This window comes from Agromyces marinus, from assembly GCF_021442325.1.
Taxonomy (GTDB): Bacteria; Actinomycetota; Actinomycetes; order Actinomycetales; family Microbacteriaceae; genus Agromyces; species Agromyces marinus.
In genome coordinates this window covers 757,911-778,276 of record NZ_CP087879.1, presented here as the reverse complement: position 1 = coordinate 778,276, position 20,366 = coordinate 757,911, and the positions used below count along the sequence as shown (strand labels likewise).

General features: G+C 73.5%; 17 protein-coding genes. 5 read left to right on the top strand and 12 right to left on the bottom strand.

Annotated features, from left to right (window positions below):
- Window positions 1-77: 77 nt before the first annotated feature.
- The 8 genes from DSM26151_RS03705 to aceB all read right to left on the bottom strand — a co-directional run bounded on the left by DSM26151_RS03705 (window position 78) and on the right by aceB (window position 8,590).
- Entirely contained in the window at window positions 78-1,355 is a 1,278-nt protein-coding gene (locus DSM26151_RS03705; protein ID WP_234661083.1) for a saccharopine dehydrogenase family protein, read from the bottom strand.
- A gap of 273 nt (window positions 1,356-1,628) precedes the next feature.
- Window positions 1,629-2,513 (bottom strand): factor-independent urate hydroxylase, encoded by an 885-nt coding sequence (gene pucL, locus DSM26151_RS03700; protein ID WP_234661784.1) that lies wholly within the window; start codon window positions 2,511-2,513, stop codon window positions 1,629-1,631.
- A gap of 74 nt (window positions 2,514-2,587) precedes the next feature.
- Window positions 2,588-2,968, bottom strand: a complete 381-nt coding sequence (uraH, locus tag DSM26151_RS03695; protein WP_234661082.1) for a hydroxyisourate hydrolase — start codon at window positions 2,966-2,968, stop codon at window positions 2,588-2,590.
- Complete coding sequence (gene uraD, locus DSM26151_RS03690) at window positions 2,965-3,459, bottom strand: 2-oxo-4-hydroxy-4-carboxy-5-ureidoimidazoline decarboxylase (RefSeq protein ID WP_234661081.1); 495 nt, start codon at window positions 3,457-3,459, stop codon at window positions 2,965-2,967. The genes uraH and uraD overlap by 4 nt, the downstream gene beginning before the upstream one ends.
- The gene (allB, locus tag DSM26151_RS03685) at window positions 3,449-4,876 is read right to left on the bottom strand and encodes an allantoinase AllB (RefSeq protein WP_234661783.1); all 1,428 of its coding nucleotides are present in this window, start codon (window positions 4,874-4,876) and stop codon (window positions 3,449-3,451) included. Before allB ends, uraD begins: the two co-directional genes overlap by 11 nt.
- Window positions 4,877-4,884: 8 nt before the next feature.
- A complete protein-coding gene (locus tag DSM26151_RS03680; RefSeq protein WP_234661080.1) occupies window positions 4,885-5,745 on the bottom strand; it encodes a bifunctional allantoicase/(S)-ureidoglycine aminohydrolase in 861 nt (286 codons plus the stop codon).
- Window positions 5,742-6,989, bottom strand: a complete 1,248-nt coding sequence (locus DSM26151_RS03675; RefSeq protein ID WP_407651026.1) for a DUF6986 family protein — start codon at window positions 6,987-6,989, stop codon at window positions 5,742-5,744. The genes DSM26151_RS03680 and DSM26151_RS03675 overlap by 4 nt, the downstream gene beginning before the upstream one ends.
- 2 nt (window positions 6,990-6,991) lie before the next feature.
- Window positions 6,992-8,590, bottom strand: coding sequence for a malate synthase A (gene aceB, locus DSM26151_RS03670; protein WP_234661078.1), 1,599 nt, complete (start codon window positions 8,588-8,590; stop codon window positions 6,992-6,994).
- Between the two features lie 151 nt (window positions 8,591-8,741).
- Here aceB and DSM26151_RS03665 point away from each other — a divergent pair, with 151 nt between their 5' ends.
- The 3 genes from DSM26151_RS03665 to xdhC are packed head-to-tail and all read left to right on the top strand — an operon-like array spanning window position 8,742 to window position 13,484.
- Window positions 8,742-10,199 (top strand): xanthine dehydrogenase small subunit, encoded by a 1,458-nt coding sequence (locus tag DSM26151_RS03665; protein WP_234661077.1) that lies wholly within the window; start codon window positions 8,742-8,744, stop codon window positions 10,197-10,199.
- Complete coding sequence (gene xdhB / locus DSM26151_RS03660; protein ID WP_234661076.1) at window positions 10,196-12,637, top strand: xanthine dehydrogenase molybdopterin binding subunit; 2,442 nt, start codon at window positions 10,196-10,198, stop codon at window positions 12,635-12,637. The genes DSM26151_RS03665 and xdhB overlap by 4 nt, the downstream gene beginning before the upstream one ends.
- 10 nt (window positions 12,638-12,647) lie before the next feature.
- Window positions 12,648-13,484 (top strand): xanthine dehydrogenase accessory protein XdhC, encoded by an 837-nt coding sequence (gene xdhC / locus DSM26151_RS03655; protein ID WP_234661075.1) that lies wholly within the window; start codon window positions 12,648-12,650, stop codon window positions 13,482-13,484.
- Between the two features lie 57 nt (window positions 13,485-13,541).
- On the opposite strand, the gene DSM26151_RS03650 is transcribed toward xdhC, so the two are convergent.
- The 4 genes from DSM26151_RS03650 to DSM26151_RS03635 form a co-directional block, all read right to left on the bottom strand.
- On the bottom strand, window positions 13,542-14,300 hold the full coding sequence (locus DSM26151_RS03650) for a phosphatase PAP2 family protein (protein WP_234661074.1): 759 nt from the start codon (window positions 14,298-14,300) through the stop codon (window positions 13,542-13,544).
- 94 nt (window positions 14,301-14,394) lie between these two features.
- On the bottom strand, window positions 14,395-15,666 hold the full coding sequence (locus DSM26151_RS03645) for a multidrug effflux MFS transporter (protein WP_234661073.1): 1,272 nt from the start codon (window positions 15,664-15,666) through the stop codon (window positions 14,395-14,397).
- Window positions 15,667-15,904: 238 nt separating this feature from the next.
- A complete protein-coding gene (locus DSM26151_RS03640) occupies window positions 15,905-17,104 on the bottom strand; it encodes an ROK family transcriptional regulator (RefSeq protein ID WP_234661072.1) in 1,200 nt (399 codons plus the stop codon).
- 41 nt (window positions 17,105-17,145) lie between these two features.
- On the bottom strand, window positions 17,146-17,652 hold the full coding sequence (locus DSM26151_RS03635) for a MarR family winged helix-turn-helix transcriptional regulator (RefSeq protein ID WP_234661071.1): 507 nt from the start codon (window positions 17,650-17,652) through the stop codon (window positions 17,146-17,148).
- A 144-nt stretch (window positions 17,653-17,796) separates the two neighbouring features.
- Here DSM26151_RS03635 and DSM26151_RS03630 point away from each other — a divergent pair, with 144 nt between their 5' ends.
- Together DSM26151_RS03630 and xylA are read left to right on the top strand one after the other, a co-directional pair.
- On the top strand, window positions 17,797-19,071 hold the full coding sequence (locus DSM26151_RS03630; protein WP_234661070.1) for an MFS transporter: 1,275 nt from the start codon (window positions 17,797-17,799) through the stop codon (window positions 19,069-19,071).
- A gap of 96 nt (window positions 19,072-19,167) precedes the next feature.
- The gene (gene xylA, locus DSM26151_RS03625; protein WP_234661069.1) at window positions 19,168-20,358 is read left to right on the top strand and encodes a xylose isomerase; all 1,191 of its coding nucleotides are present in this window, start codon (window positions 19,168-19,170) and stop codon (window positions 20,356-20,358) included.
- Window positions 20,359-20,366 lie beyond the last annotated feature (8 nt).

Sequence of the window (20,366 nt, the reverse complement as noted above, 5' to 3'; positions counted from 1 at the left end):
CCTTCCCCGGCACGCCCCTGCGCGCCGGGCCGCGCCGCGCGCCCGCGGGCGGCGCGGGCGGCGCGCGGGGCAACGCGTCAGCGGGCCAGGCGGTCCTCCATGCCCCACTGCTGGCCGTATCCGCCGTCGGCCTCGGCACGGGCCATGAGCTCGAGGAACGGCTTCGCGTCGAACGCCTCGGGGCCGAGCACGCCGCGGCCAGACCAGGCGCCCGTCGCGAGCAGCTCGAGGGCGACGACCGGGTTGAGCGCGGTCTGCCAGACGACGCACTGCGCCTCGTACTCGCGCATCGTCCACTCGTTGTCGCTCACGTGGTAGAGGTACACCTCGCGCGGGGCGCCATCCGTTCCCGTTCCGGTGACCCACAGGCCGGCGCAGGTCTTGCCGGTCATGCGCGGTCCGATCGTGGCGGGGTCGGGCAGCGCCGCCGCGACCACGTCGCGGGGTGCGACCTCGACCGGGCCGTTCGCGCTGCGGACGCGGATCGGCGTCGTGGAGTCGAGCCCGAGCAGGTGCAGGGTCTTCAGGATGCCGATGAACTCGTCGCCGAGGCCGTACTTGAAGGTCACGCGCTTCGCGTCGACCCAGCGCGGCATGAGGAGCACCTCCTCGTGCTCGACGTTCACGCACTCGACCGGGCCGATGCCCTCGGGGAACTCGAACACCTCGGGTTCGCTGAACGGCGGCGTGGTGAACCAGCCCCGCTCCTGCTCCCACACGACCGGCGGGTTCAGGCACTCCTCGATCGTGGTCCAGATCGAGAAGGAGGGCGCGAAGATCTCGTTGCCCTCCTCGTCACGCACGACGAGGTTGGCGCCGTCGCGCGTGCCGAGCTCGTCGATCTCGCTGAAGAGGTGGTCGGCGGCGTAGCGCGCGAACACGTCGGAGAGCCCGGGCTCGACGCCCATGCCGACGAGTGCGAGCCGGCCCACCTTCTCCCAGTCGTCGGCCTGCGCGAACTGGTCGTCGCCGAGCTTCACGCCGGTCTCGGCGTACGGGTCGGTCGGGTGCGGCTCGGACAGGCTCATCGCCATGTCGAGGTAGTCGGCGCCGGCTGCGAGTGCGCCGGCGAAGATCGCGGGCACGAACTTCGGCTCGACCGCGTTCATGACGTGGGTCGCGCCGTGCTCGCGGGCGACGGATGCCACGATCTCGGGGTCGCTCGCATCGACCTGCGCGGTGGCGAATCGGGCCGCGACGGCCTCGCCGTGCTTGGCGGCGATCCAGTCGACCGTGCGGCGGGCGCGGGATTCGTCGTAGTCGCTGACGATGAGGAGTTCGTAGAAGTCGCGGCGGGCGGCGATCTTGGCGATGGCATCGCCCACGCCCCCCGCGCCGATGAGGAGGATTCGCATGGTGGGTACGGTAGCCCGATCATGCGTAATTGTCCAGTTGGACAATTCTCTGCATCGCGCTTGCGCAGAACTGCCCGCCCGAGCTGCCCGCCCGACCGGCCCGCCCGAGCGTTCTGCCCGTTCAGGACGATCGGGAGCGGATGCCGCGTGTCGGCGGCTCGGCGGCGGCGTGTCGGTCCATTCGTCCTGAACGGGGAGGGCGGGCGGCAGAGGGAGGGCGGGCGGTGGGGGGCGAGCGGCGGGGCAGGAGGAGGTGGCGAGCGCGGCGGGGGGTCAGCAGAAGCCGGCGATGCCGTCCCAGGCGGCGGGCGCGCCGGTCGCTCCGGCCCGTTCGACGGATGCCTCGATGAGACCGTACGGGCGGTCGGCGGCGTAGAACACCTCGCCGGGGTTGTCGAGCCCGAACGGCGCGAGATCGACGAGGAAGTGGTGGTTGTTGGGCATGGAGAGCCGGATCTCGGCGATCTCGGGGTGCGCCTCGAGCACGCGCCGGCCCATGTCGTAGAGCGTCGCCTGCAGCGCCGCCGAGTACTGGTCGGCGAACGCCTCGAGCAGCAGCGACCGGACGCTCGCGTGCACCGCGTCGTAGTCGACCTCCTCGACCGCGTACCGCCACCGGCAGGTGACATCCGTCGCGAGGATGCGGTCGGCGGTCTCGGTCAGCGTCGTGTAGCGATCCCTGGGGAACCCCTCGAACCCCGACCCGGTGCTCTTGAGCACCGAGAGCCCCCGCAGCCCGGCGATCACATGCCGCGCCCCGCCGTCGGCGACGACGACAGCGGTGCGCACCTCCTGCCCGCCGCGCACGAACGCGTGGTCGTGGGCGGCGCCGTGCGCCTCGATGCGCTGCCACGCGGTCGACTCCGCCTCCCATCGTCCGCCCGTGACCCAGTCGAACGATCCCGTGAAGTGGTCGGCCAGGCGCAGCAGGAACGCCTCGGGCGAGCCGATTCCGTCGCGCGCGAACGCGAAGATCGTGTTCTTCTGCGTGTCGGTCGCCACGACGCACCTGGTGTCGCCGTCGACGTGCGCAGCGGTGAAGTCGCCCCGCAGTTGCGAGGTCACGCAGAGGTCGTCGATCTCGTGGCGCTCGGTGTCGCGGGTGAGCTTGACGACGCGCACCTCGGCCTTGCCGTACTGGTTCGCGCCGAGCACGATTCCGGACTCGGGCGGATCCGATGCCGCGGAGCGGGGTGCGGGCGGTTCCGGCGCGGTGGGGGCGGTCACGGCGGTCAGCTCCCTCGGTAGGTCGAGTAGGCGAACGGGCTCAGCAGGAGCGGCGCGTGCACGTGCCGTCCGTCGTCGGCGACGCGGAACGTCAGCACGACCTCGGGGTAGAACGTCTCGACCCCGCGCGCGCCGAACCACGCCGCGGTGTCGAAGCGCAGGCGGTAGTCGCCCGCCGGCGGGTCGACGGCCCCGATGTGCGAGATGCGACCGTCGGCGTCGGTCGCGGCGTCGTCGAGCGGATGCCACCCCGAGCCGTCGTGCACGGACAGCTCGACGACCACGCCCTCGGCTGGCCGGCCCGTGGTCGCGTCGAGCACGTGCGTCGTGATGCGGCTGCGCGCGGCCGCGCGCGCGGCCGCGGTCGCAGGCTCTCGGCTGGTCATGCGAGCAGTCCCTTCAGTCGGAGCACGGCGATCTGGCGGAGCTGGTCGGCGACGACGGGCTCCTCGTCCTCGGGCGAGTGCGCGAGCCGCTCGGTGAGGGCCGCGAGGATCTCGCGCGCGGAGCGTCCCGCGGCGCGGATGAGGAACACGCGCCCGAACCGTTCCTCGTACGCCCGGTTGCCCGCGGCGAGCGCCGCCGCGACCTCGGCATCGGCGGGGTCGACCCCCGCCTGCTCGGCGCGAGACATCCTCGCCTCGGCTCCCCCGCCGGCAGGTCGTTCGCCGATCCTCGGGTGGTGCGCGAGCGCACCCTCGATCTCGCGTGAGGTGAACGGGTCCGCGGCCGCCGAGGCCGCCTCGACGAGGTCGGCGACCGAGGCGTAGGGCCGCGCGTCGACGACGGCCTCGCACCACCGGTCGATGTCGAGGCAGGGCCGCAGCAGCGCGATCGCCTCGGGCCGACCGGCCCCGTTGAACGCGTCAAGCGTCATCGCCCGCACCATCCCCCGATTCTGCCGGTGGACCCTCCCTGCGCAGCAGCCTTCCGCGCGGCACGTCGCGATCCACGCGCCGCCCGGCGAGGTAGGTCGCGTGCACCACGCCGCACAGCTCGCGCCCGTCGTACGGCGTGATCGGGTGCCGGTGCTCGAGCGCGGCGGCATCCACGACGAAGGTCTCGTCGGGCGCGAGGATCGCGAGGTCCGCCGCACGGCCCACCTCGATCGAGCCCTTCGAGGCCAGCCCGACGCGTCGGGCTGGCGCGCCCGACATCCAGTCGACGACGCGTTCGAGACGGATGCCGCGGCGACGGGCCTCGGTCCAGACGACGGGCAGCCCGAGCTGGAGCGACGCGATCCCTCCCCACGCCTCGGCGAAGTCGCCGCCGCCGGCGAGCTTGAGCGACGCGGGCGCCGGCGAGTGGTCGGAGGCGATCAGGTCGATCGTGCCGTCGGCGAGACCCGTCCAGAGCGCGTCGCGGTTCGCGGCCTCGCGGATGGGCGGGCAGCACTTGGCCGAGGTCGCGCCGGGCGCGACGTCCTCGGCGGTGAGCACGAGGTAGTGCGGGCAGGTCTCGGCGGTGATCGGCACGCCCGCGGCGCGCGCCCGGGCGAGCTCGGGAAGCGCGTCGCCCGAGCTGAGGTGCAGGATGTGGGCGCTCGCACCCGTGCGGCGTGCGGCGTCGATGACCGAGCGGATGGCGGCCTGCTCGGCCTCGCGCGGGCGCGAGGCGAGGAAGTCGGCGTAGTCGCGGCCGTGCGGGTTCGGCGCCGCGGCGATGAGCGCCGCGTCCTCGGCGTGCACGATGAGCATCGACCCGGCATCCGCGAGCACCGCCATGGCACGTTCCATCTCGTCGGCGGCGACGGGCGGGAACTCGGGGACTCCGGAGTCGACGAGGAAGCACTTGAAGCCGAACACCCCCGCCTCGTGCAGCGGCAGGAGGTCGCCCTGCCCGCCGGGCACCAGCCCGCCCCAGAACCCGACGTCGACGAACACGCGCCCGTCTGCGGCGGCGCGCTTGACGGCGAGCGCATCGACCGAGACGGTCGGCGGGATGCTGTTCAGCGGCATGTCGAGGATCGTGGTGACTCCGCCGGCGGCGGCGGCGCGCGTCGCGCTCGCGAAGCCCTCCCATTCGGTGCGGCCGGGTTCGTTCACGTGCACGTGCGTGTCGACGAGGCCGGGGATCAGCACCTCGTCGCGGGCGAGGTCGACGCGGTGCCCGCCCGCCGGCCGTGCGGCATCCGCTCCCGAGCGCGGCGCGATGGCGGCGATCCGTCCGCCGCGCACGCCCACCTCGGCCGCGACGAACGCGCCGCCGACGAGCACGCGCTCGCCCGCGAAGACGACGTCGAAGGCCTCGAAGGCGTCGGCGCGACGCCTCGCCCCGGCGTCGGCCCGCGGCATCCGCTCGCTCACCCCCACCGGCTCGCCGCCCGCCCGCCCGGCGGATGGGTCAGGCGCACCTGGCGGTTGACGTCCTTGTACAGCAGGTACCGGAACGGGCCGGGCCCGCCCGCGTAGCAGGCCTGCGGGCAGAAGGCCCGCAGCCACATGAAGTCGCCGGCCTCGACCTCGACCCAGTCGCCGTTCAGCCGGTAGACGCCCGTGCCCTCGAGCACGAACAGTCCGTGCTCCATGACGTGCGTCTCGGCGAACGGGATCGACCCGCCGGGGGCGAACGTGACGATGTTCACGTGCATGTCGTGCGCGAGGTCGTCGGGGTCGACGAACCGCGTGGTCGCCCAGGCGCCGTCGGTGCCGGGCATCGGCTCGGGCGCGACGTCGGCGTCGCTCGTGACGAACGACACGGGCGGCGCGATCCCGTCGACGGGTTCGTACGCCTTCCGGATCCAGTGGAAGGACACGGCGGCCTCGCCCTCGTTCGCGATCGACCAGCCGGCGCCCGCCGCCAGGTAGGCGTACCCGCCCGGCCCGAGCGCATGCCGGACGCCCTCGACGTCGAGCGCGAGCACGCCCGACGTGACGAACACGACGCCCTCCACACCCTCCTCGACCTCGGGCCGGGCGGCCCCGCCGCCGGGTGCGATCTCGACGATGAGCTGCGCGAACGTCGTGGCGAACCCGGCGATCGGGCGGGCGAGGATCCACGATCGGGTGCGGGCGAAGCCGGGCAGGTGGCTCGTGACGATGTCGCGCAGCACGCCCTTCGGGATGACGGTGTACGCCTCGGTGACGATCGCCCGGTCGGTGAGGAGCTCGGTCTGCGGGGGCAGCCCGCCGGGCGGGGTGTAGTAGCGCGGCGTCCGGCTCATGAGTGCTCCTCGGGGTGCTGGGCGGGTGCGGCCGGGTCGAGTCCCGTGTCGGCGGCGACCTCGTCGGCCGCGAGCGCCCCGCACTGCACCCCGCGGCGGACGAACCCCGTGAGCGCGCGCACGGTCGCCGGCTCGTCGAGCACGGCGCCGCGCGTGCCCTCGTGCACGTGGCGCAGCCGTGCCGCGACCGCCGGGTACCCCTCGCGGTAGTACGCGTACGTCGCGAGGTACCGGGTCGGCAGCTGCGCGGGATGCAGGTCCCACCCCTGAGCGAAGCCGCGCTCGAGCGCGCGGCGCACGAGCCGGGCGTGCAGCCGCCATGCGTCGGGTGCGCCGTCGCCGACGGGCAGGACGTTCGTCGAGCCGTCCGAGAGGCGGATGCCGGTGCCCGCGACGGCCGCCTGCATGACGTGCTTCGCGTGGTCGGCCGCGGGATGCTCGAGCGACTGCTGCGGCGCGTCGATGCCGAGCGCGGCGCTGTAGTCGCACGTCCCGTAGTGCAGCCCCGTGATTCGGCCCGCGGCCGCGTGCGCGATGCGAGCGACCGGGGCCGTGCCGTCGGGCCCGAGCACGACCTGCGGCGTCTCGACCTGCACCTCGAACCCGAGCCGACCGTCGGGCAGCCCGTGCACGCGTTCGAGCGCGGCGAGGATCTCGGCCATGGCCTCGACCTGCGCGACCGTGGAGACCTTCGGCAGGGTGAGCGCGAGCCCGTCGGGCAGCCCGCCCTGTTCGACGAGGGTGGTCACGAACAGGTCGAGGGTGCGGATGCCGCGGGCCCGAGTCGCGGCCTCGAACGACTTGCACCTGATCCCGATGAACGGCGGGGCGAAGTGCGCGCCCTCGGCGGCGACGACGCGCTTGGCCGCACGGACGGCGTCGGCGTCCTCGGCTGCGTCGCCGCGGTCGCCGTAGCCGTCCTCGAAGTCGATGCGCAGGTCCTCGATGGGTTCGCTCGCGAGCTTCGCGTCGACCCGCGGCGCGACCTCGGTGGCGACGCCGTACCTGAGGCCGACGTCGATCGCGAGCACCTCCGTTCCGCCGGCGCCGGCGGCCGCGTCGCGCGCCGCGCGCCCCCATTCGACGGGGAGCTCGGGGGTGTACCGGTCGGCCGGCACGTACACCGTGTGCACGGGCCGGCGCGTGCCGTCCTCGCCCGGGTAGGCGTCGCGCAGCAGCCGGTCGGTCGGGGCCAGTCGGGCCTCGACCGCGGCGAGCACGTCGGACGGGAGGGCGGTGCGCACGCTCACTCCAGCAGTTCGTAGGCAGGCAGGGTGAGGAAGTCGACGTAGTCGTCGTCGAGGACGAGGTCGGCCACGAGCCGCGCGGCCGGCTCGTAGTGCGCGGCGAAGCGCTCGGGCGGCACGCCGGCGCGGAGCGCCTCGACCTCTTCGGCGAGCACCTCGCGCACGAGGTCGGGCGTGAGCGGGCGGCCCGTGTCGGCCAGCACGACCTCGTGCCGCAGCTGCTGCCACACCTGCGAGCGCGAGATCTCGGCCGTCGCGGCATCCTCCATGAGGCTGTGCAGCGCGACCGCGCCGTCGCCCGAGAGCCAGGCCGCCGTGTAGGCGACCCCGACCGACAGGTTCGTGCGCAGTCCGGCCTCGGTGATGCGGCCCTGGGCGGATGCCACGTCGAGCAGGTCCGCGGCCGACACGGCGACCTCGGGCCGCTGCCGATCGAGCTGGTTCGGCCGCTCGCCGAGCACGCCGTCGAAGACCTCCCGGCACACGGGCACCAGGTCGGGGTGGGCGACCCACGACCCGTCGAAGCCGTCGCCGGCCTCGCGCGTCTTGTCGGCGCGGACCTTCTCGAACGCGACCGCCGTGGCGTCGGGGTCGGCGCGGTTCGGCACGAACGCCGCCATGCCGCCCATCGCGACGGCGCCGCGCCGATGGCAGGTCGCCACGAGCAGGTCGGTGTAGGCGCGCATGAACGGCGCCGTCATCGCGACCGACGCCCGGTCGGGCACCAGGAACTCGGGTCCGGCGTCGCGGAACACCTTGATGATGCTGAACAGGTAGTCCCAGCGCCCCGCGTTCAGCCCCGAGGCGTGCTCGCGCAGCTCGTACAGGATCTCGTCCATCTCGAACGCCGCGGGGATCGTCTCGATGAGGACCGTGGCGCGGATCGTGCCGGGCGGCAGCGACATCCGCTCCTCGGTGAAGGTGAACACGTCGTTCCAGAGCCGCGCCTCGAGGTGGCTCTCGAGCTTCGGCAGGTAGTAGAACGGCCCCGCCCCGCCGTCGATGAGCAGGCGCGCGGTGTGGTGGACGTGCAGGCCGAAGTCGACGAGCGCCCCCGACGCGCGGTCGCCGTCGATGAGGACGTGCTTCTCCGGCAGGTGCCAGCCGCGGGGGCGCGTGACGACCGTGGGGCGGCGGATGTCGGTGCGGAGCGCGTACTCCTTGCCCTCGGGCGAGGTCCACGCGAGCGTGCCGCGCGCGGCGTCGCGCAGGTTCCGGACGCTGCCGACCACGTTCGGCCAGGTCGGGCTCGACGCGTCCTCGAGGTCGGCGAGCCAGACCCGTGCACCCGAGTTCAGCGCGTTGATCGCCATCTTGGCGGGCGCGGCGGGGCCCGTGATCTCGACGCGACGGTCGGCGAGCGCCTCCGGCGGGGGCGGCACCCGCCAGTCGCCGGCGCGGATGTCGGCCGTCTCGGCGAGGAAGTCGAGCGGCTCGCCCGCGGCGATGCGCTCGCGCCGTGCGCGGCGGGCTGCGAGCAGCTCGCGGCGGGGCGCGTCGAACCGCCGGTGCAGCTCCTCGACGAACGCGAGCGCAGCGTCCGACAGGATCTCCTCGTCGCCCGGCACCCGGGCGTCGCCGACGATCTCGATGCTCATGCCACGGCTCCCCTCCGGCAGCCGCCCGGACCTCGGCGTCCGGACCGCCGCACGGTCGCGCTCAGCCTCATCTTGGCGCAGATGCCCCGTCGGCGTAACCGGTCACGGCCGAACCCGTCGGCGTAGACTCCGCAGCACGAGGAGTTCGACCATGGATCACATCGGCGTGACGGTCAACGGGCGGCACCGCCCGCTGCACGACGTCTCCGCGCACACGAGCGCGCTCGACTGGCTGCGCAGCCTGGGCCTGACCGGCTGCAAGGAGGGCTGCGCCGAGGGCGAGTGCGGCGCGTGCGCCGTGCTCGTCGCGACGCCCGCAGACGGCGGTAGCACCGAGTGGACGGCCGTGAACGCGTGCCTGGTCCTGGCAGCGGCGCTCCACGGCCAGGAGGTCGTCACCGCCGAGGGGCTCGGCACGGCCGAGCAGCCGCACGCGGTCCAGCAGCGCCTCGCCGAGGCCGGCGGATCGCAGTGCGGCTACTGCACGCCCGGCTTCGCGTGCAGCATGGCCGCCGAGTTCTACCGGCGCGATCGGCGCGCGGTCGGTGACGACGAAGCGGATGCCGCGGCCGGCACGCATCACGGCCCGAACGGCTTCGACCTGCACTCCCTCGCCGGCAACCTGTGCCGCTGCACCGGATACCGGCCGATCCGGGATGCGGCGTTCGCGCTCGGCGCGCCCGAAGCGGGCGACGAACTCGCGGCCCGGCTGGAGCGCCCCGCGCCGGCATCCGCGTCGACCCGGCTCGACGACGGGGCCGGCCGTTTCATCCGCCCCGCCTCGCTCGACGAGGCCCTCCGCCTGCTCGGCGACGAACCCGACGCGGTCCTCGCCGCCGGCACGACCGACTGGGGCGTCGAGGTCAACCTCCGGGGGCGCAGGGCACCGCTCACGATCGCGATCGAACGCCTCCCGGAACTGCGCACGTTCGAGGTCGGCGACGCGAGCATCGAGATCGGCGCCGCGCTCACCCTCACCGAGATCGAGCGGCGCCTGGCAGGCCGGGTGCCGCTCCTGGCCGAGCTGTTCCCGCTCTTCGCCTCCCCGCTCATCCGCAACCGGGCCACGATCGGCGGCAACCTCGGCACGGCCTCGCCGATCGGCGACACCCCGCCCGCGCTGCTCGCCCTCGACGCACGACTCGTGCTCGCCTCCGCCCACGGCGAGCGCGAGGTCGACCTGGCCGACTACTTCACGGGGTACCGGCAGACCGTGCTCGCACACGGCGAACTCATCCGAGCGGTGCGGATCCCGTTGCCGCTCGCAGGCACGACCGCGTTCCACAAGATCGCCAAGCGCCGCTTCGACGACATCTCGAGCGTCGCCGCGGCCTTCGCGCTCGAGATCGACGGCGGCCTCGTCACGTCGGCGCGCATCGGACTCGGCGGGGTCGCGGCCACGCCGATCCGGGCACGCGCGACCGAGGCCGCGCTCGTCGGGCGCGAGTGGACGCGTGAGAGCGTCCGGGAGGCGGCATCCGTTCTCGCCTCGGAAGGCACGCCCATGTCGGACCACCGGGCGAGCGCCGAGTACCGCTCCCGCACGCTCGGCACGGCGCTGCTGAGGCTGCACCGCAGCACCCAGGCGGCCGCGGGGGTGCCCGCATGACGAGCGAACTCGCCGCGCGCCCGCGGGACGCCGTCGTCGGCCGCCCGCTGCCGCACGAGAGCGCCGTGCTGCACGCCACCGGCGCGGCGGTCTACACCGACGACCTCGCCCCGACCACCTCGGGCGTGCTGACCGCGTGGCCCGTGCAGTCCGAGCACGCCCACGCACTCGTCGCGCTCGACATCGCGCCCGCGCTCGACGTGCCGGGCGTCGTGCGCGTGCTCACCGCCGACGACGTGCCCGGCGTGAACGACGCCGGCGCGAAGGGCGACGAACCGCTCTTCCCGACCGAGGCGATGTACCACGGGCACGCGCTGGCGTGGGTGCTCGGCGAGAGCGCCGACGCCGCGCGCGCGGGCGCGGCGGCCGTCCAGGTCGCCTACGAACCGCTGCCCTCGATCATCACCGTCGCCGAGGCGATCGAGGCCGGATCGTTCCAGGGCATCTCGCCGACGATCCGCCGCGGCGACGCCGCCGCCGCACTCGCGCGCGCACCGCACGTGTTCGAGGGAACGAGCATCGTCGGCGGGCAGGAGCACTTCTCCCTCGAGACGCACGCGTCGCTCGCCCGCATCGACTCCGAGGGGCAGGTGTTCATCGAGTCGAGCACCCAGCATCCGTCGGAAACCCAGGAGATCGTCGCGCACGTGCTCGGCGTTCCGAATCACCGCGTCACCGTCGAATGCCTGCGCATGGGCGGCGGCTTCGGCGGCAAGGAGATGCAGCCCCACGGGTTCGCAGCCGTCGCCGCGATCGGCGCCCAGCTGACCGGGCGCCCGGTGCGGGTGCGGCTCACGCGCACGCAGGACCTCACCATGACCGGCAAGCGCCACCCGTTCCACGCGACCTGGCGGGCCGGATTCGACGACGACGGCCGAATCCTCGCCCTCGAGACCACCCTCACCGCCGACGGCGGCTGGAGCCTCGACCTCTCCGAGCCCGTGCTCGGCCGCGCCCTGCTGCACGTGGACAACGCCTACTTCATCCCCGACGTCACCGCGCACGGCCGCATCGCGAAGACCAACAAGACCTCGCAGACCGCGTTCCGCGGCTTCGGCGGGCCGCAGGGCATGTTCGTCGTCGAAGACCTCCTCGGGCGGGTCGCCCCGCTGCTCGGCATCCCCGCCGACGTGCTCCGCGAGCGCAACCTCTACGCGCCAGGGCAGTCCACGCCCTACGGCCAGCCCGTCCGGCACGCCGAACGGCTCCGCGCGATGTGGGCCGACCTGCGGGACTCGGCCGACCTCGACGCGCGACGCGACGCGATCGCCCGGTCGAACGCCGCCGACCCCGACCTCAAGCGCGGACTCGCCATCACGCCCGTGAAGTTCGGCATCTCGTTCACGTTCACCTCGTACAACCAGGCCGGCGCCCTCGTGCACGTCTACCGCGACGGATCCGTGCTGGTCAACCACGGCGGAACCGAGATGGGCCAGGGCCTGCACACCAAGATGCTCCAGGTCGCCGCGACCGCGCTGGGCGTGCCGATCGAGACCGTGCGCCTCGCCCCCACGCGCACCGACAAGGTGCCCAACACCTCCGCGACCGCGGCGTCCTCGGGCGCCGACCTCAACGGCGGCGCCATCAAGCACGCCTGCGAGCAGATCCGCGGGCGCCTGGCATCCGTCGCCGCGGGCCTGCTGGGCCTCGACGAACACGACGTGCGGTTCGGCGGCGGGCGCGTCGGGGGTCTTGGGCCGGGCCCGGTCGGCGTGGGCTGCGCCGATGCCGATCCGACCCCGTCGCTCTCGTTCGCCGAGGTCGCCGCCGCCGCCTACCACCAGCGCGTGCAGCTGTGGGCCGCGGGCTTCTACCGCACCGCAGGACTGCACTGGGACGCCGACGCCATGCAGGGCGAACCCTTCAAGTACTTCGCGTACGGCGTCGCCGCGACCGAGGTCGAGGTCGACGGGTTCACGGGCGCGACGCGCACCCTGCGCGTCGACATCCTGCACGACGTCGGCGACTCGCTCTCGCCGCTCATCGACCTCGGCCAGGTCGAGGGCGGCTTCGTGCAGGGCGCCGGATGGCTGACCCTCGAGGAGCTCCGCTGGGACGAGACCGACGGGCCCGGTCGAGGGCGGCTGCTCACGCAGTCCGCGAGCACCTACAAGCTGCCGAGCCTGTCGGAGATGCCCGAGGTCCTCAACGTGCGCCTGCTCGAGCACGCCGCGGAAGACGGCGCCGTCTACGGCTCGAAGGCGGTCGGCGAGCCGCCGCTCATGCTCGCGTTCAGCGTGCGCGAGGCGATCCGCGACGCGGTCGCGGCGTTCGGCCCGGCCGGGCGCTCGGTCGAGCTCGGGGCACCCTCGACGCCCGAGGCGGTGTTCTGGGCGATCGAGGCGGCGCGGACCGCGGCGGGTGCGGATGCACCCGCGGATGCCGCGACCGGTCGCCCCGCGGACCCGGCGGGCGTCCCGGTGCCCGCCGACGGGTGACGGGGCGCGCGTGGACTGGATCGACGCCGTGCAGCGCCTCCGGGCCGAACGCACGCCCGGAGTGCTCGTCACGCTCGCGACCGTTCGGGGGCACGCGCCCCGCAACGGCGGCGCCAAGATGGTCGTCGCGGCCGACCGCGCGTTCGGCACCGTCGGCGGCGGCAACCTCGAGCAGACCGCACTCGCCCGGGCCCGCGAACTGCTCGCATCCGGCTCAGCCGAACCGGAACTGCTCACGCTCACCCTGAGCGACCGGGCCGCCGTCGACTACGGCGTGCAGTGCTGCGGAGGAGAGGTCACCATGCTGCTCGAACCCCTGCCGGTCGTTCCGGCCGTCGCGGTCTTCGGCCTGGGGCACGTCGGCCTCGAACTGGCCAGGATCCTCGCGCGGCATCCGCTCGACCTCGCCCTCGTCGACTCCCGCGAGGCGATGCTCGCGCCCGGCAGGATCGGAGTCCCCGGGGAGTCGGGGCCGTTCGCCGACGCGGTCGCGAACGTCCGCGTGCACCTGCTGCCCGTGCCCGAGGCGGCGCTGGCCGACCTGCCCGGCGGCGCGCACGTGCTCGTCATGACGCACGACCACGCCGAGGACCTCGCGATCTGCGACGCGGCGCTGCGGACCACCGGGCTCGCATCGATCGGACTGATCGGGTCGCGCTCGAAGTGGTCGCGGTTCCGCGGGCAGCTCCTCGAGGCCGGACACGACGTTGCTTCGCTCGAACGGATCGAGACGCCGATCGGCATCGCCGGCATCCGCTCGAAGGAGCCCGCCGCGATCGCCGTGAGCGTGACCGCCGAGCTCCTGCAGCGGATCGAGCGCGCCGCGACGTCCGCGCCCACCACCTGACGCGCCGCGCGTGCCCGCAGCCGCTCCGCGCCCGCCGCACTCGCGATCGAGGCCGGCTCACGGGGCCGAACGCGGGCGTCCTTCGGGGGGCGTGACGTGGGACTGCGCGAAGGCGCGGTTGCGTTCCGCGATCACGTCGGCGCGCTTCAGGCGCTCGCGTTCGAGGGGCGTCGCGAACAGGCACCACACGAGCAGCGCCGTGCCCGCGCCGACGAGTGCCCCGCCGATCGTATCGGTGACCCAGTGCGCGCCGAGGTACGTGCGGCTGATCGCCATGAGCACCGTGTACGCCGCGCCCGCGAACCACACCCACCCCCGCGGGACGAGGATGCCGAACACGACGGCGATCGTCGCGGCGTTCGCCACATGCCCCGACGGGAATGAACCGAAGTCGGTCGCGACGATGAGCTCCTCGGGCCTGGCCCGGCCGAACAGGCCCTTCAGCAGCTGCACGGCGACCGCGCTCGCGATCGACGCCGAGAGGAAGAAGAGCGCCGCCCAGGGGCGCCTGAGCGCGATCAGCACGAGTGCGGCGGTGATCGGGACCACGAACACCCCGATGACGCCACCGCCGAGCGCGTTCATCCCGTAGGCGAAGATGTCGCCGATGGGGCCGCGCAGCGTGAAGACCTCCTCGGCCCACGACTCGTCGACGGGGAACAGCACGTCCGCGCGGAGCATGATGACCACGCCGAGCACGAGCGCGAGCACGAGCGCCGTGGCGCCGGCTGCGAACGGGACGAACCGACCCGCGCGTCGTGCGCGTTCCTCGTTCCCCGCGCCGGGCGCTCCCGCATCACCGTCGTGCACCGCCATGCGAACACGCTAGCGCCGGGCGTCGGAGGCGCGGCCGAGCGCGTCGCGCGAGCCGCCGCGCGGCGGGCCGAGGGGCGGCGGGCGCCGCCCGGTCTCAGTCGCTCAGCGCAGGCACCGTCTTCGGGCGCACGAGGAACCAGACCGAGACGATCGCGATCGACGCGGCCCCGAGCATGAACGACCCCATCGGCACCGCGCTGTTCACGCCGAACAGGCCGATCAGCGGTGAGATGGCGCCGGCGAGGCCGAAGTTCAGCGCGCCGAGGAGCGAGGCGGCGGTGCCTGCCTCGGAGCCGTGGTGGGCGAGCGCCAGCACCTGCACCGCGGGGAACGCGAACCCGCACGCGAGGATGAAGATCCACAACGGGATCGCGGTGCCCCACAGGCCGGCGCCGGACGAATCGAGCACGATGATCGCGATCGCCATCGCCGCGTGCACGATCGTGGTCACGGCCAGGACGTACTGCGGAGGGACGGGGCCGCGGATCAGCCGGGACGAGGTCTGCACGCCGATGATCACGCCGACGGAGTTGACCGCGAACAGCAGGCCGAACTCCTGCGGGGTGAAGCCGTAGACCTGCTGGAACAGGAACGACGAGGTCGTCAGGTACGCGAAGAGCCCCGTGAAGGTCATGCCGCCGATGATCGCCGCGCCGAGGTAGATCCGGTCGCGGAACAGCGCCCGGTAGCGCTCGCGCACGGACGAGTGGCCGGCGACGTGCCGCTTCGACTCCGGCAGCGTCTCGACGATGAAGAACGACACCGCCAGCACGACGGCCGCGCCGTACCCGGCGAGGACCCAGAACACGCCTCGCCAGTCCATGAACTGCAGCAGCTGCGAGCCGATGACCGGGGCGAGCACGGGCGCCAGGCCGTTCACGAGCGCGAGTCGGGAGAGCATCCGGACGAGCGGCTTGCCCCCGAACAGGTCGCGCACCATCGCCATCGCCACGACCCCGCCCGCGGCGGCGCCGAACCCCTGCATCAGCCGGAACACCGAGAGCCAGACGATGTCGGGCGCGAGCGCGACCGCGACGGATGCCGCGATGTGCAGCAGCGTCGCGAGGATGAGCGGGAGTCGGCGCCCGACCTTGTCGCTCCAGGGACCGACCACGAGCTGGCCGAGGCCGAAGCCGATCATCGTGCCCGTGAGGGTGACCTGGACCGCGGAGGCGGACACTCCGAGCTCGGACTCGAGCGCCGGGAACGCGGGGAGGTAGAGGTCGACCGTGAACGGGCCGAGCGCCGTGAGCGCGCCCAGGACCAGGACGTAGACCAGGCGCTGCCGGGGGCTCAGCAGGTCGCCGGGGTGGCGTCGTGCGGTGTAGTCGTCCGGCCGGACGATGGGGATGGAGGCGGTGGACATAGGCGTTCCCGAGGCGTGCTGGAGTGCGGTCGTTGGAGGCTGCGGTTCGGGCGCACGCCGTCGGGCGCCGAGCGAATGGAAACGGCGCCCGGAGGGGGCGCCGTCTGGGACGATCTCGACCCGAAGGTCTCGAATCGATTCGACTCGGGTCCGAGTGTACCCGAAGGCACCCCCGTGCAGCACACGGACGGCGGATGCCACGGCCGGGCGCGGCATCCGCTCGGACCTCGCGCGGCGCTCAGTCCGCGATCGACAGGGGGTCGGCCAGCAGGGGCGCGAACGCGAGTTCGGCAGCGCCCACCAGGAGCCGGTCCTCGCCCAGCGCCGCGACCACGAGCAGCAGGTCCTCTGCGGCGGCGGGCATCGCCTGGCCGGCCACGGCCGCCCGCATCGCAGCGGAATCCTGCTCGGCGAGCGTCGCGAGGAACCCGCCGAGGATCACCCGCGACGGATTCAGCACGTTGACCGCGTTCGCGATCGCCGTCGCGAGGATCCTGCGCTGGCGGTCGAGTTCCGCGACGACCTCGGCGTCGCCGCTCGCCACCGCGCGCGCGATCGCCGCTGCCAGGGCAGGCTCGTCCGCGGACCGGAGGCCGAGCGCTCCGAGCAGCCGGGATCGACCGACCTCGTCCTCGAGGACCCCGCCGACGGCCCTGCGGTCGCCGGCGTCGTCGATTCCGGGCCGGTTCTGCCCGAACTCGCCCGCGAAGCCGCCCGCCCCGAGCACGGGCCGTCCGTGCACGACCAGCCCGCCGCCGATGCCGCTCGCTCCGCCGTTGAGGTAGACGAGGTCGTCGACCCCGCGGCCGGCGCCGAACCGGTGTTCGGCGATCGCGCCCAGCGTCGCGTCGTTGCCCGCCGCCGTCGGCAGCCCCGTCGCCGCCTCGACGAGTTCACGGACCTGCGCGTCGCGCCACTTCAGGTGCGGGGCGAACCGCACGAGGCCGTCCGATGCGCGCACGAGACCCGGCACGGCGAGGCCGGCACCGACGAACCTCGCGTGCGCGAGCTCGCCGCCACGCCACTCCCGGACGACCTCGGCCACCAGCGTCGCCGTGCGCTCGGGCGTCACGAGGTCGGCCACGTCGACGCGAACGCGCGCCGCGATCGCCCCGCCGAGGCCGACCGCCGCGATCGTCACCGCGTCGACCTCGGGGTTCACGGCGACGGCGACGAGGTCCGGATCCACGGCGATCACGGGCGACGGCCGCCCGGCGCGGCTCGTCTGATCCGGGGCCTGCTCCCGGGCGAGACCGAGGTCGACGAGCCGGGCCGCGAGCGCGGCCACCGTCGACCGGTTCAGGCCCGTGAGGGCCGTGAGCCGGGCCCGGGAGAGCGGCCCGCGGTAGTGCACGAGTCCGAGGATCCGGGCGAGGTTGCGTCGATGCACGCCGTCGGAGGTCCCGGCGCCTGGGCCGTCGCCGCTGCGATCGATCACGGCGTCCACTCTATGCAGCCCGGTTCAGGATGCAGCCCGGTTCAGGCCTCGATGTCGTCCAGGCGCGCGATCACGATCTCGAGCAGGCGGGCGAGCTCGCCGCGTTCGTCGTCGTCGAGGTCCTGCAGGACGTCGGATTCGACGACGTCGGAACCGCGGATGGCGAGGCTGAAGAACTCCCACCCGTCGGCGGTGAGCCGCACGAGGATCCGGGTGCGGTTCTCCTCGTCCGGCGTCCGGTCGACGAAGCCACGCTCGGCGAGCTTGTCGAGCCGGTGGGTCATCGACGACGGCGCGACGTTGGTGAGCTCGGCGAGCTGCGAGGGCGTGAGCGAGCCGCCGTCCTTGGCGAGCGCGGCGACCACGGCCCACTCCCCCGGGGTCGTCTCGAGGTCGGCGAGCTGGTGCGCGTACCACTGGTCGAGTCGCCTCGACAGGCCCTGCACCGCGGTGATCACGCGCTGGACCGATTCCTCGCCGCCGGCGGCGACGTAGGCGGCGACGGCCCGCCGATGCAGTTCCGCCGCGCTCGCGGTGCGTTCACCCATCCCACGAGTCTCCCACATGAACTTCGAATGCTAAGATTTCGACATCGAACTCTTCGACGCCGAAGGCTCGCCCGGCCGTCGGCGTCATCCGACCGCGCGCCGGCGGCCCGCGGCATCCGTCACGACTCGCCAAGGAGGTGCGCCATGCGCGCAATGCTGCTCGTCATCGCCTCGAGCATCGGTTCGCTCGGCTGGGGAGGGGTCCTGCCCTACCAGTACGCCTACGCCGCCGACACCCGCGACTGGGGCGCCCTCGTCGCGGCCGGCGCGGCATCGCTCTTCTCCGTCGGCGCACTCCTGGCGGCACCCGTCGCCGGCCGGCTCAGCGACCGGTTCCCGCCCGTCCGCGTCGCCGTGACGGCGCAGCTCATCGGCGCCGCGGGCGCCGCGTCGCTCATCCTCGCGAACGACCCGGGCTCGTTCCTCGCCGGCATGTTCGTGTTCGGCCTCGGCCTGTCGGCCGCGGCACCCGCGAAGCAGGTCCTCGCCCTGCAGTGGTCCTCGAGCGACGATCGCCGCAAGGTGTTCGCCTACAAGTTCACGGGCGAGTCGCTCGGCATGGCTGCGGGAGCGTTCATCGCCGGGCACCTCGTCGACCTCGACCGGCCCGACGGCCTGCACGTCGGATTCCTCATGGCGGCAGCCGGATTCATCGTGTCGAGCGCGATCATCGCGCTGGCGGGCCGCGGCGCCCCGGTTCCCGCTCCCGACTTCGCGGGCGATGCCACGGGCTCGATCCGCGCGGTGGAGGACCGCCGGCGAGGCATCTTCCGGCTCATCTTCGCCACCCCCGCCCTCCGGTGGACCGCCGTCGTCACGATCACGCTCGCGCTCGGGTTCTACGCCCAGTTCGAGTCCGGACTGCCCGCCTACGGCATCACGGTGCTCGACATCGACCCGACCGCGATCGGCACCGCCGCGGCGGTGAACTGCCTGGTCATCGTCGCCATCCAGGTCGCCATGGTGCGCCTGACCGCGAAGCGCAGCGCGCCGGCGCTGCTCATGGCCGTCGGCTCGATCTGGGTCGTCGCGTGGCTCGGGCTGTCGGCCGCGCAGTTCGCGCCCGGGGTCGCGGCGGCGATCTTCATCACGACCTACGGCGTGTTCGCGGTCGGCGAGACGATCTACAGCCCGGTGCTGAACCCGCTGACCGCCTCGCTCGCACCCAGGGGCCGGGTCGGCCAGACCCTCGGGGCGATGGCCGCGCTCCAGACCGCGTTCACCGCGGCCGGACCGCTCGTGGCCGGCGTGCTGCTCGGAGCCGGGCTGGTCGACGGGTTCCTGCTCATGCACCTCGGCGTCAGCATGGTCGCGGTGTTCGCCGCGTGGCGCGTGCACCGCGCGCTCGGCGCGACGGCGCGCACCTCTGCGAGCGCGACCGAGCCGCCGCAGACGCGCCCGATCCCCGTCGCCGGCTGAGCCTGGGCTCGCGCCGGGCGAGCGGTTGCGCAGCGGATGCCTCGCAGGTATGTTGTGGACGGCAACAAACTGCGACGACGCTGAGAGGCAGCCCCGATGGCCAACGCACCCACCCGCGACGACAGGTTCTCCTTCGGCCTCTGGACCGTGGGATACAACGGCACCGACCCGTTCGGCGGGCCGACCCGCAGCGCGCTCGACGTCGTGCACGTCGTCGAGCAGCTCGCCGAGCTCGGCGCCTACGGCCTGACCTTCCACGACGACGACCTGTTCGCGTTCGGCTCCACCGACGCCGAGCGCCGGACGCAGATCGACCGCCTGAAGGGTGCGCTCGCCGACACCGGCCTCATCGTGCCGATGGTGACCACGAACCTGTTCTCGGCGCCGGTCTTCAAGGACGGCGGCTTCACGTCGAACGACCGCCGCGTGCGCCGCTTCGCGCTCCGCAAGGTGTTCCGCCAGCTCGACCTCGGCGCCGAGCTCGGCGCGAAGACGTTCGTCATGTGGGGCGGCCGCGAGGGCGCCGAGTACGACTCGGCGAAGGACATCCGCGCCGCGCTCGAGCGCTACCGCGAGGCCGTGAACCTGCTCGGCGACTACGTGACCGACCAGGGCTACGACATCCGCTTCGCGATCGAGCCGAAGCCGAACGAGCCCCGCGGGGACATCCTGCTCCCCACCCTCGGCCACGCACTCGCGTTCATCGACTCGCTCGAGCGCCCCGAGCTCGTCGGCCTCAACCCCGAGGTCGGGCACGAGCAGATGGCGGGCCTCAACTTCGCCGCCGGCATCGCACAGGCGCTCTACCACGGCAAGCTCTTCCACATCGACCTCAACGGGCAGCGCGGCATCAAGTACGACCAGGACCTCGTGTTCGGCCACGGCGACCTGCACAACGCGTTCGCGCTCGTCGACCTGCTCGAGAACGGCGGCCCCGGCGGGGTTCCGGCCTACGAGGGCCCGCGGCACTTCGACTACAAGCCGTCGCGCACCGAGGACGAGAAGGGGGTGTGGGAGTCCGCGTCGGCGAACATGCGCACCTACCTGCTGCTCAAGGAGCGCGCCGCGACGTTCCGCGCCGACCCCGAGGTGCAGGAGGCGCTCGCGGCCGCGAAGGTCGGCGAGCTCGCCACCCCCACGCTGAACCCCGGCGAGACCTACGACGACCTGCTCGCCGACCGCTCGGCGTTCGAGGACTTCGACGCGGACGCCTACCTCGGCGGGCGCGGCTTCGGCTTCGTGCGCCTGCAGCAGCTCGCGACCGAGCACCTGCTCGGCGCGCGCTGAGGGCCGGC

Bases quoted from the DNA above. Each gene is read 5' to 3' on its own strand.
- DSM26151_RS03705 (WP_234661083.1), bottom strand. From the start codon at position 1,355: ATGCGAATCCTCCTCATCGGCGCGGGGGGCGTGGGCGATGCCATCGCC.
- uraH (WP_234661082.1), bottom strand. From the start codon at position 2,968: ATGACCAGCCGAGAGCCTGCGACCGCGGCCGCGCGCGCGGCCGCGCGC.
- uraD (WP_234661081.1), bottom strand. From the start codon at position 3,459: ATGACGCTTGACGCGTTCAACGGGGCCGGTCGGCCCGAGGCGATCGCG.
- allB (WP_234661783.1), bottom strand. From the start codon at position 4,876: ATGCCGCGGGCCGACGCCGGGGCGAGGCGTCGCGCCGACGCCTTCGAG.
- DSM26151_RS03680 (WP_234661080.1), bottom strand. From the start codon at position 5,745: ATGAGCCGGACGCCGCGCTACTACACCCCGCCCGGCGGGCTGCCCCCG.
- aceB (WP_234661078.1), bottom strand. From the start codon at position 8,590: ATGAGCATCGAGATCGTCGGCGACGCCCGGGTGCCGGGCGACGAGGAG.
- DSM26151_RS03665 (WP_234661077.1), top strand. From the start codon at position 8,742: ATGGATCACATCGGCGTGACGGTCAACGGGCGGCACCGCCCGCTGCAC.
- xdhB (WP_234661076.1), top strand. From the start codon at position 10,196: ATGACGAGCGAACTCGCCGCGCGCCCGCGGGACGCCGTCGTCGGCCGC.
- DSM26151_RS03650 (WP_234661074.1), bottom strand. From the start codon at position 14,300: ATGGCGGTGCACGACGGTGATGCGGGAGCGCCCGGCGCGGGGAACGAG.
- DSM26151_RS03645 (WP_234661073.1), bottom strand. From the start codon at position 15,666: ATGTCCACCGCCTCCATCCCCATCGTCCGGCCGGACGACTACACCGCA.
- DSM26151_RS03635 (WP_234661071.1), bottom strand. From the start codon at position 17,652: ATGGGTGAACGCACCGCGAGCGCGGCGGAACTGCATCGGCGGGCCGTC.
- DSM26151_RS03630 (WP_234661070.1), top strand. From the start codon at position 17,797: ATGCGCGCAATGCTGCTCGTCATCGCCTCGAGCATCGGTTCGCTCGGC.
- xylA (WP_234661069.1), top strand. From the start codon at position 19,168: ATGGCCAACGCACCCACCCGCGACGACAGGTTCTCCTTCGGCCTCTGG.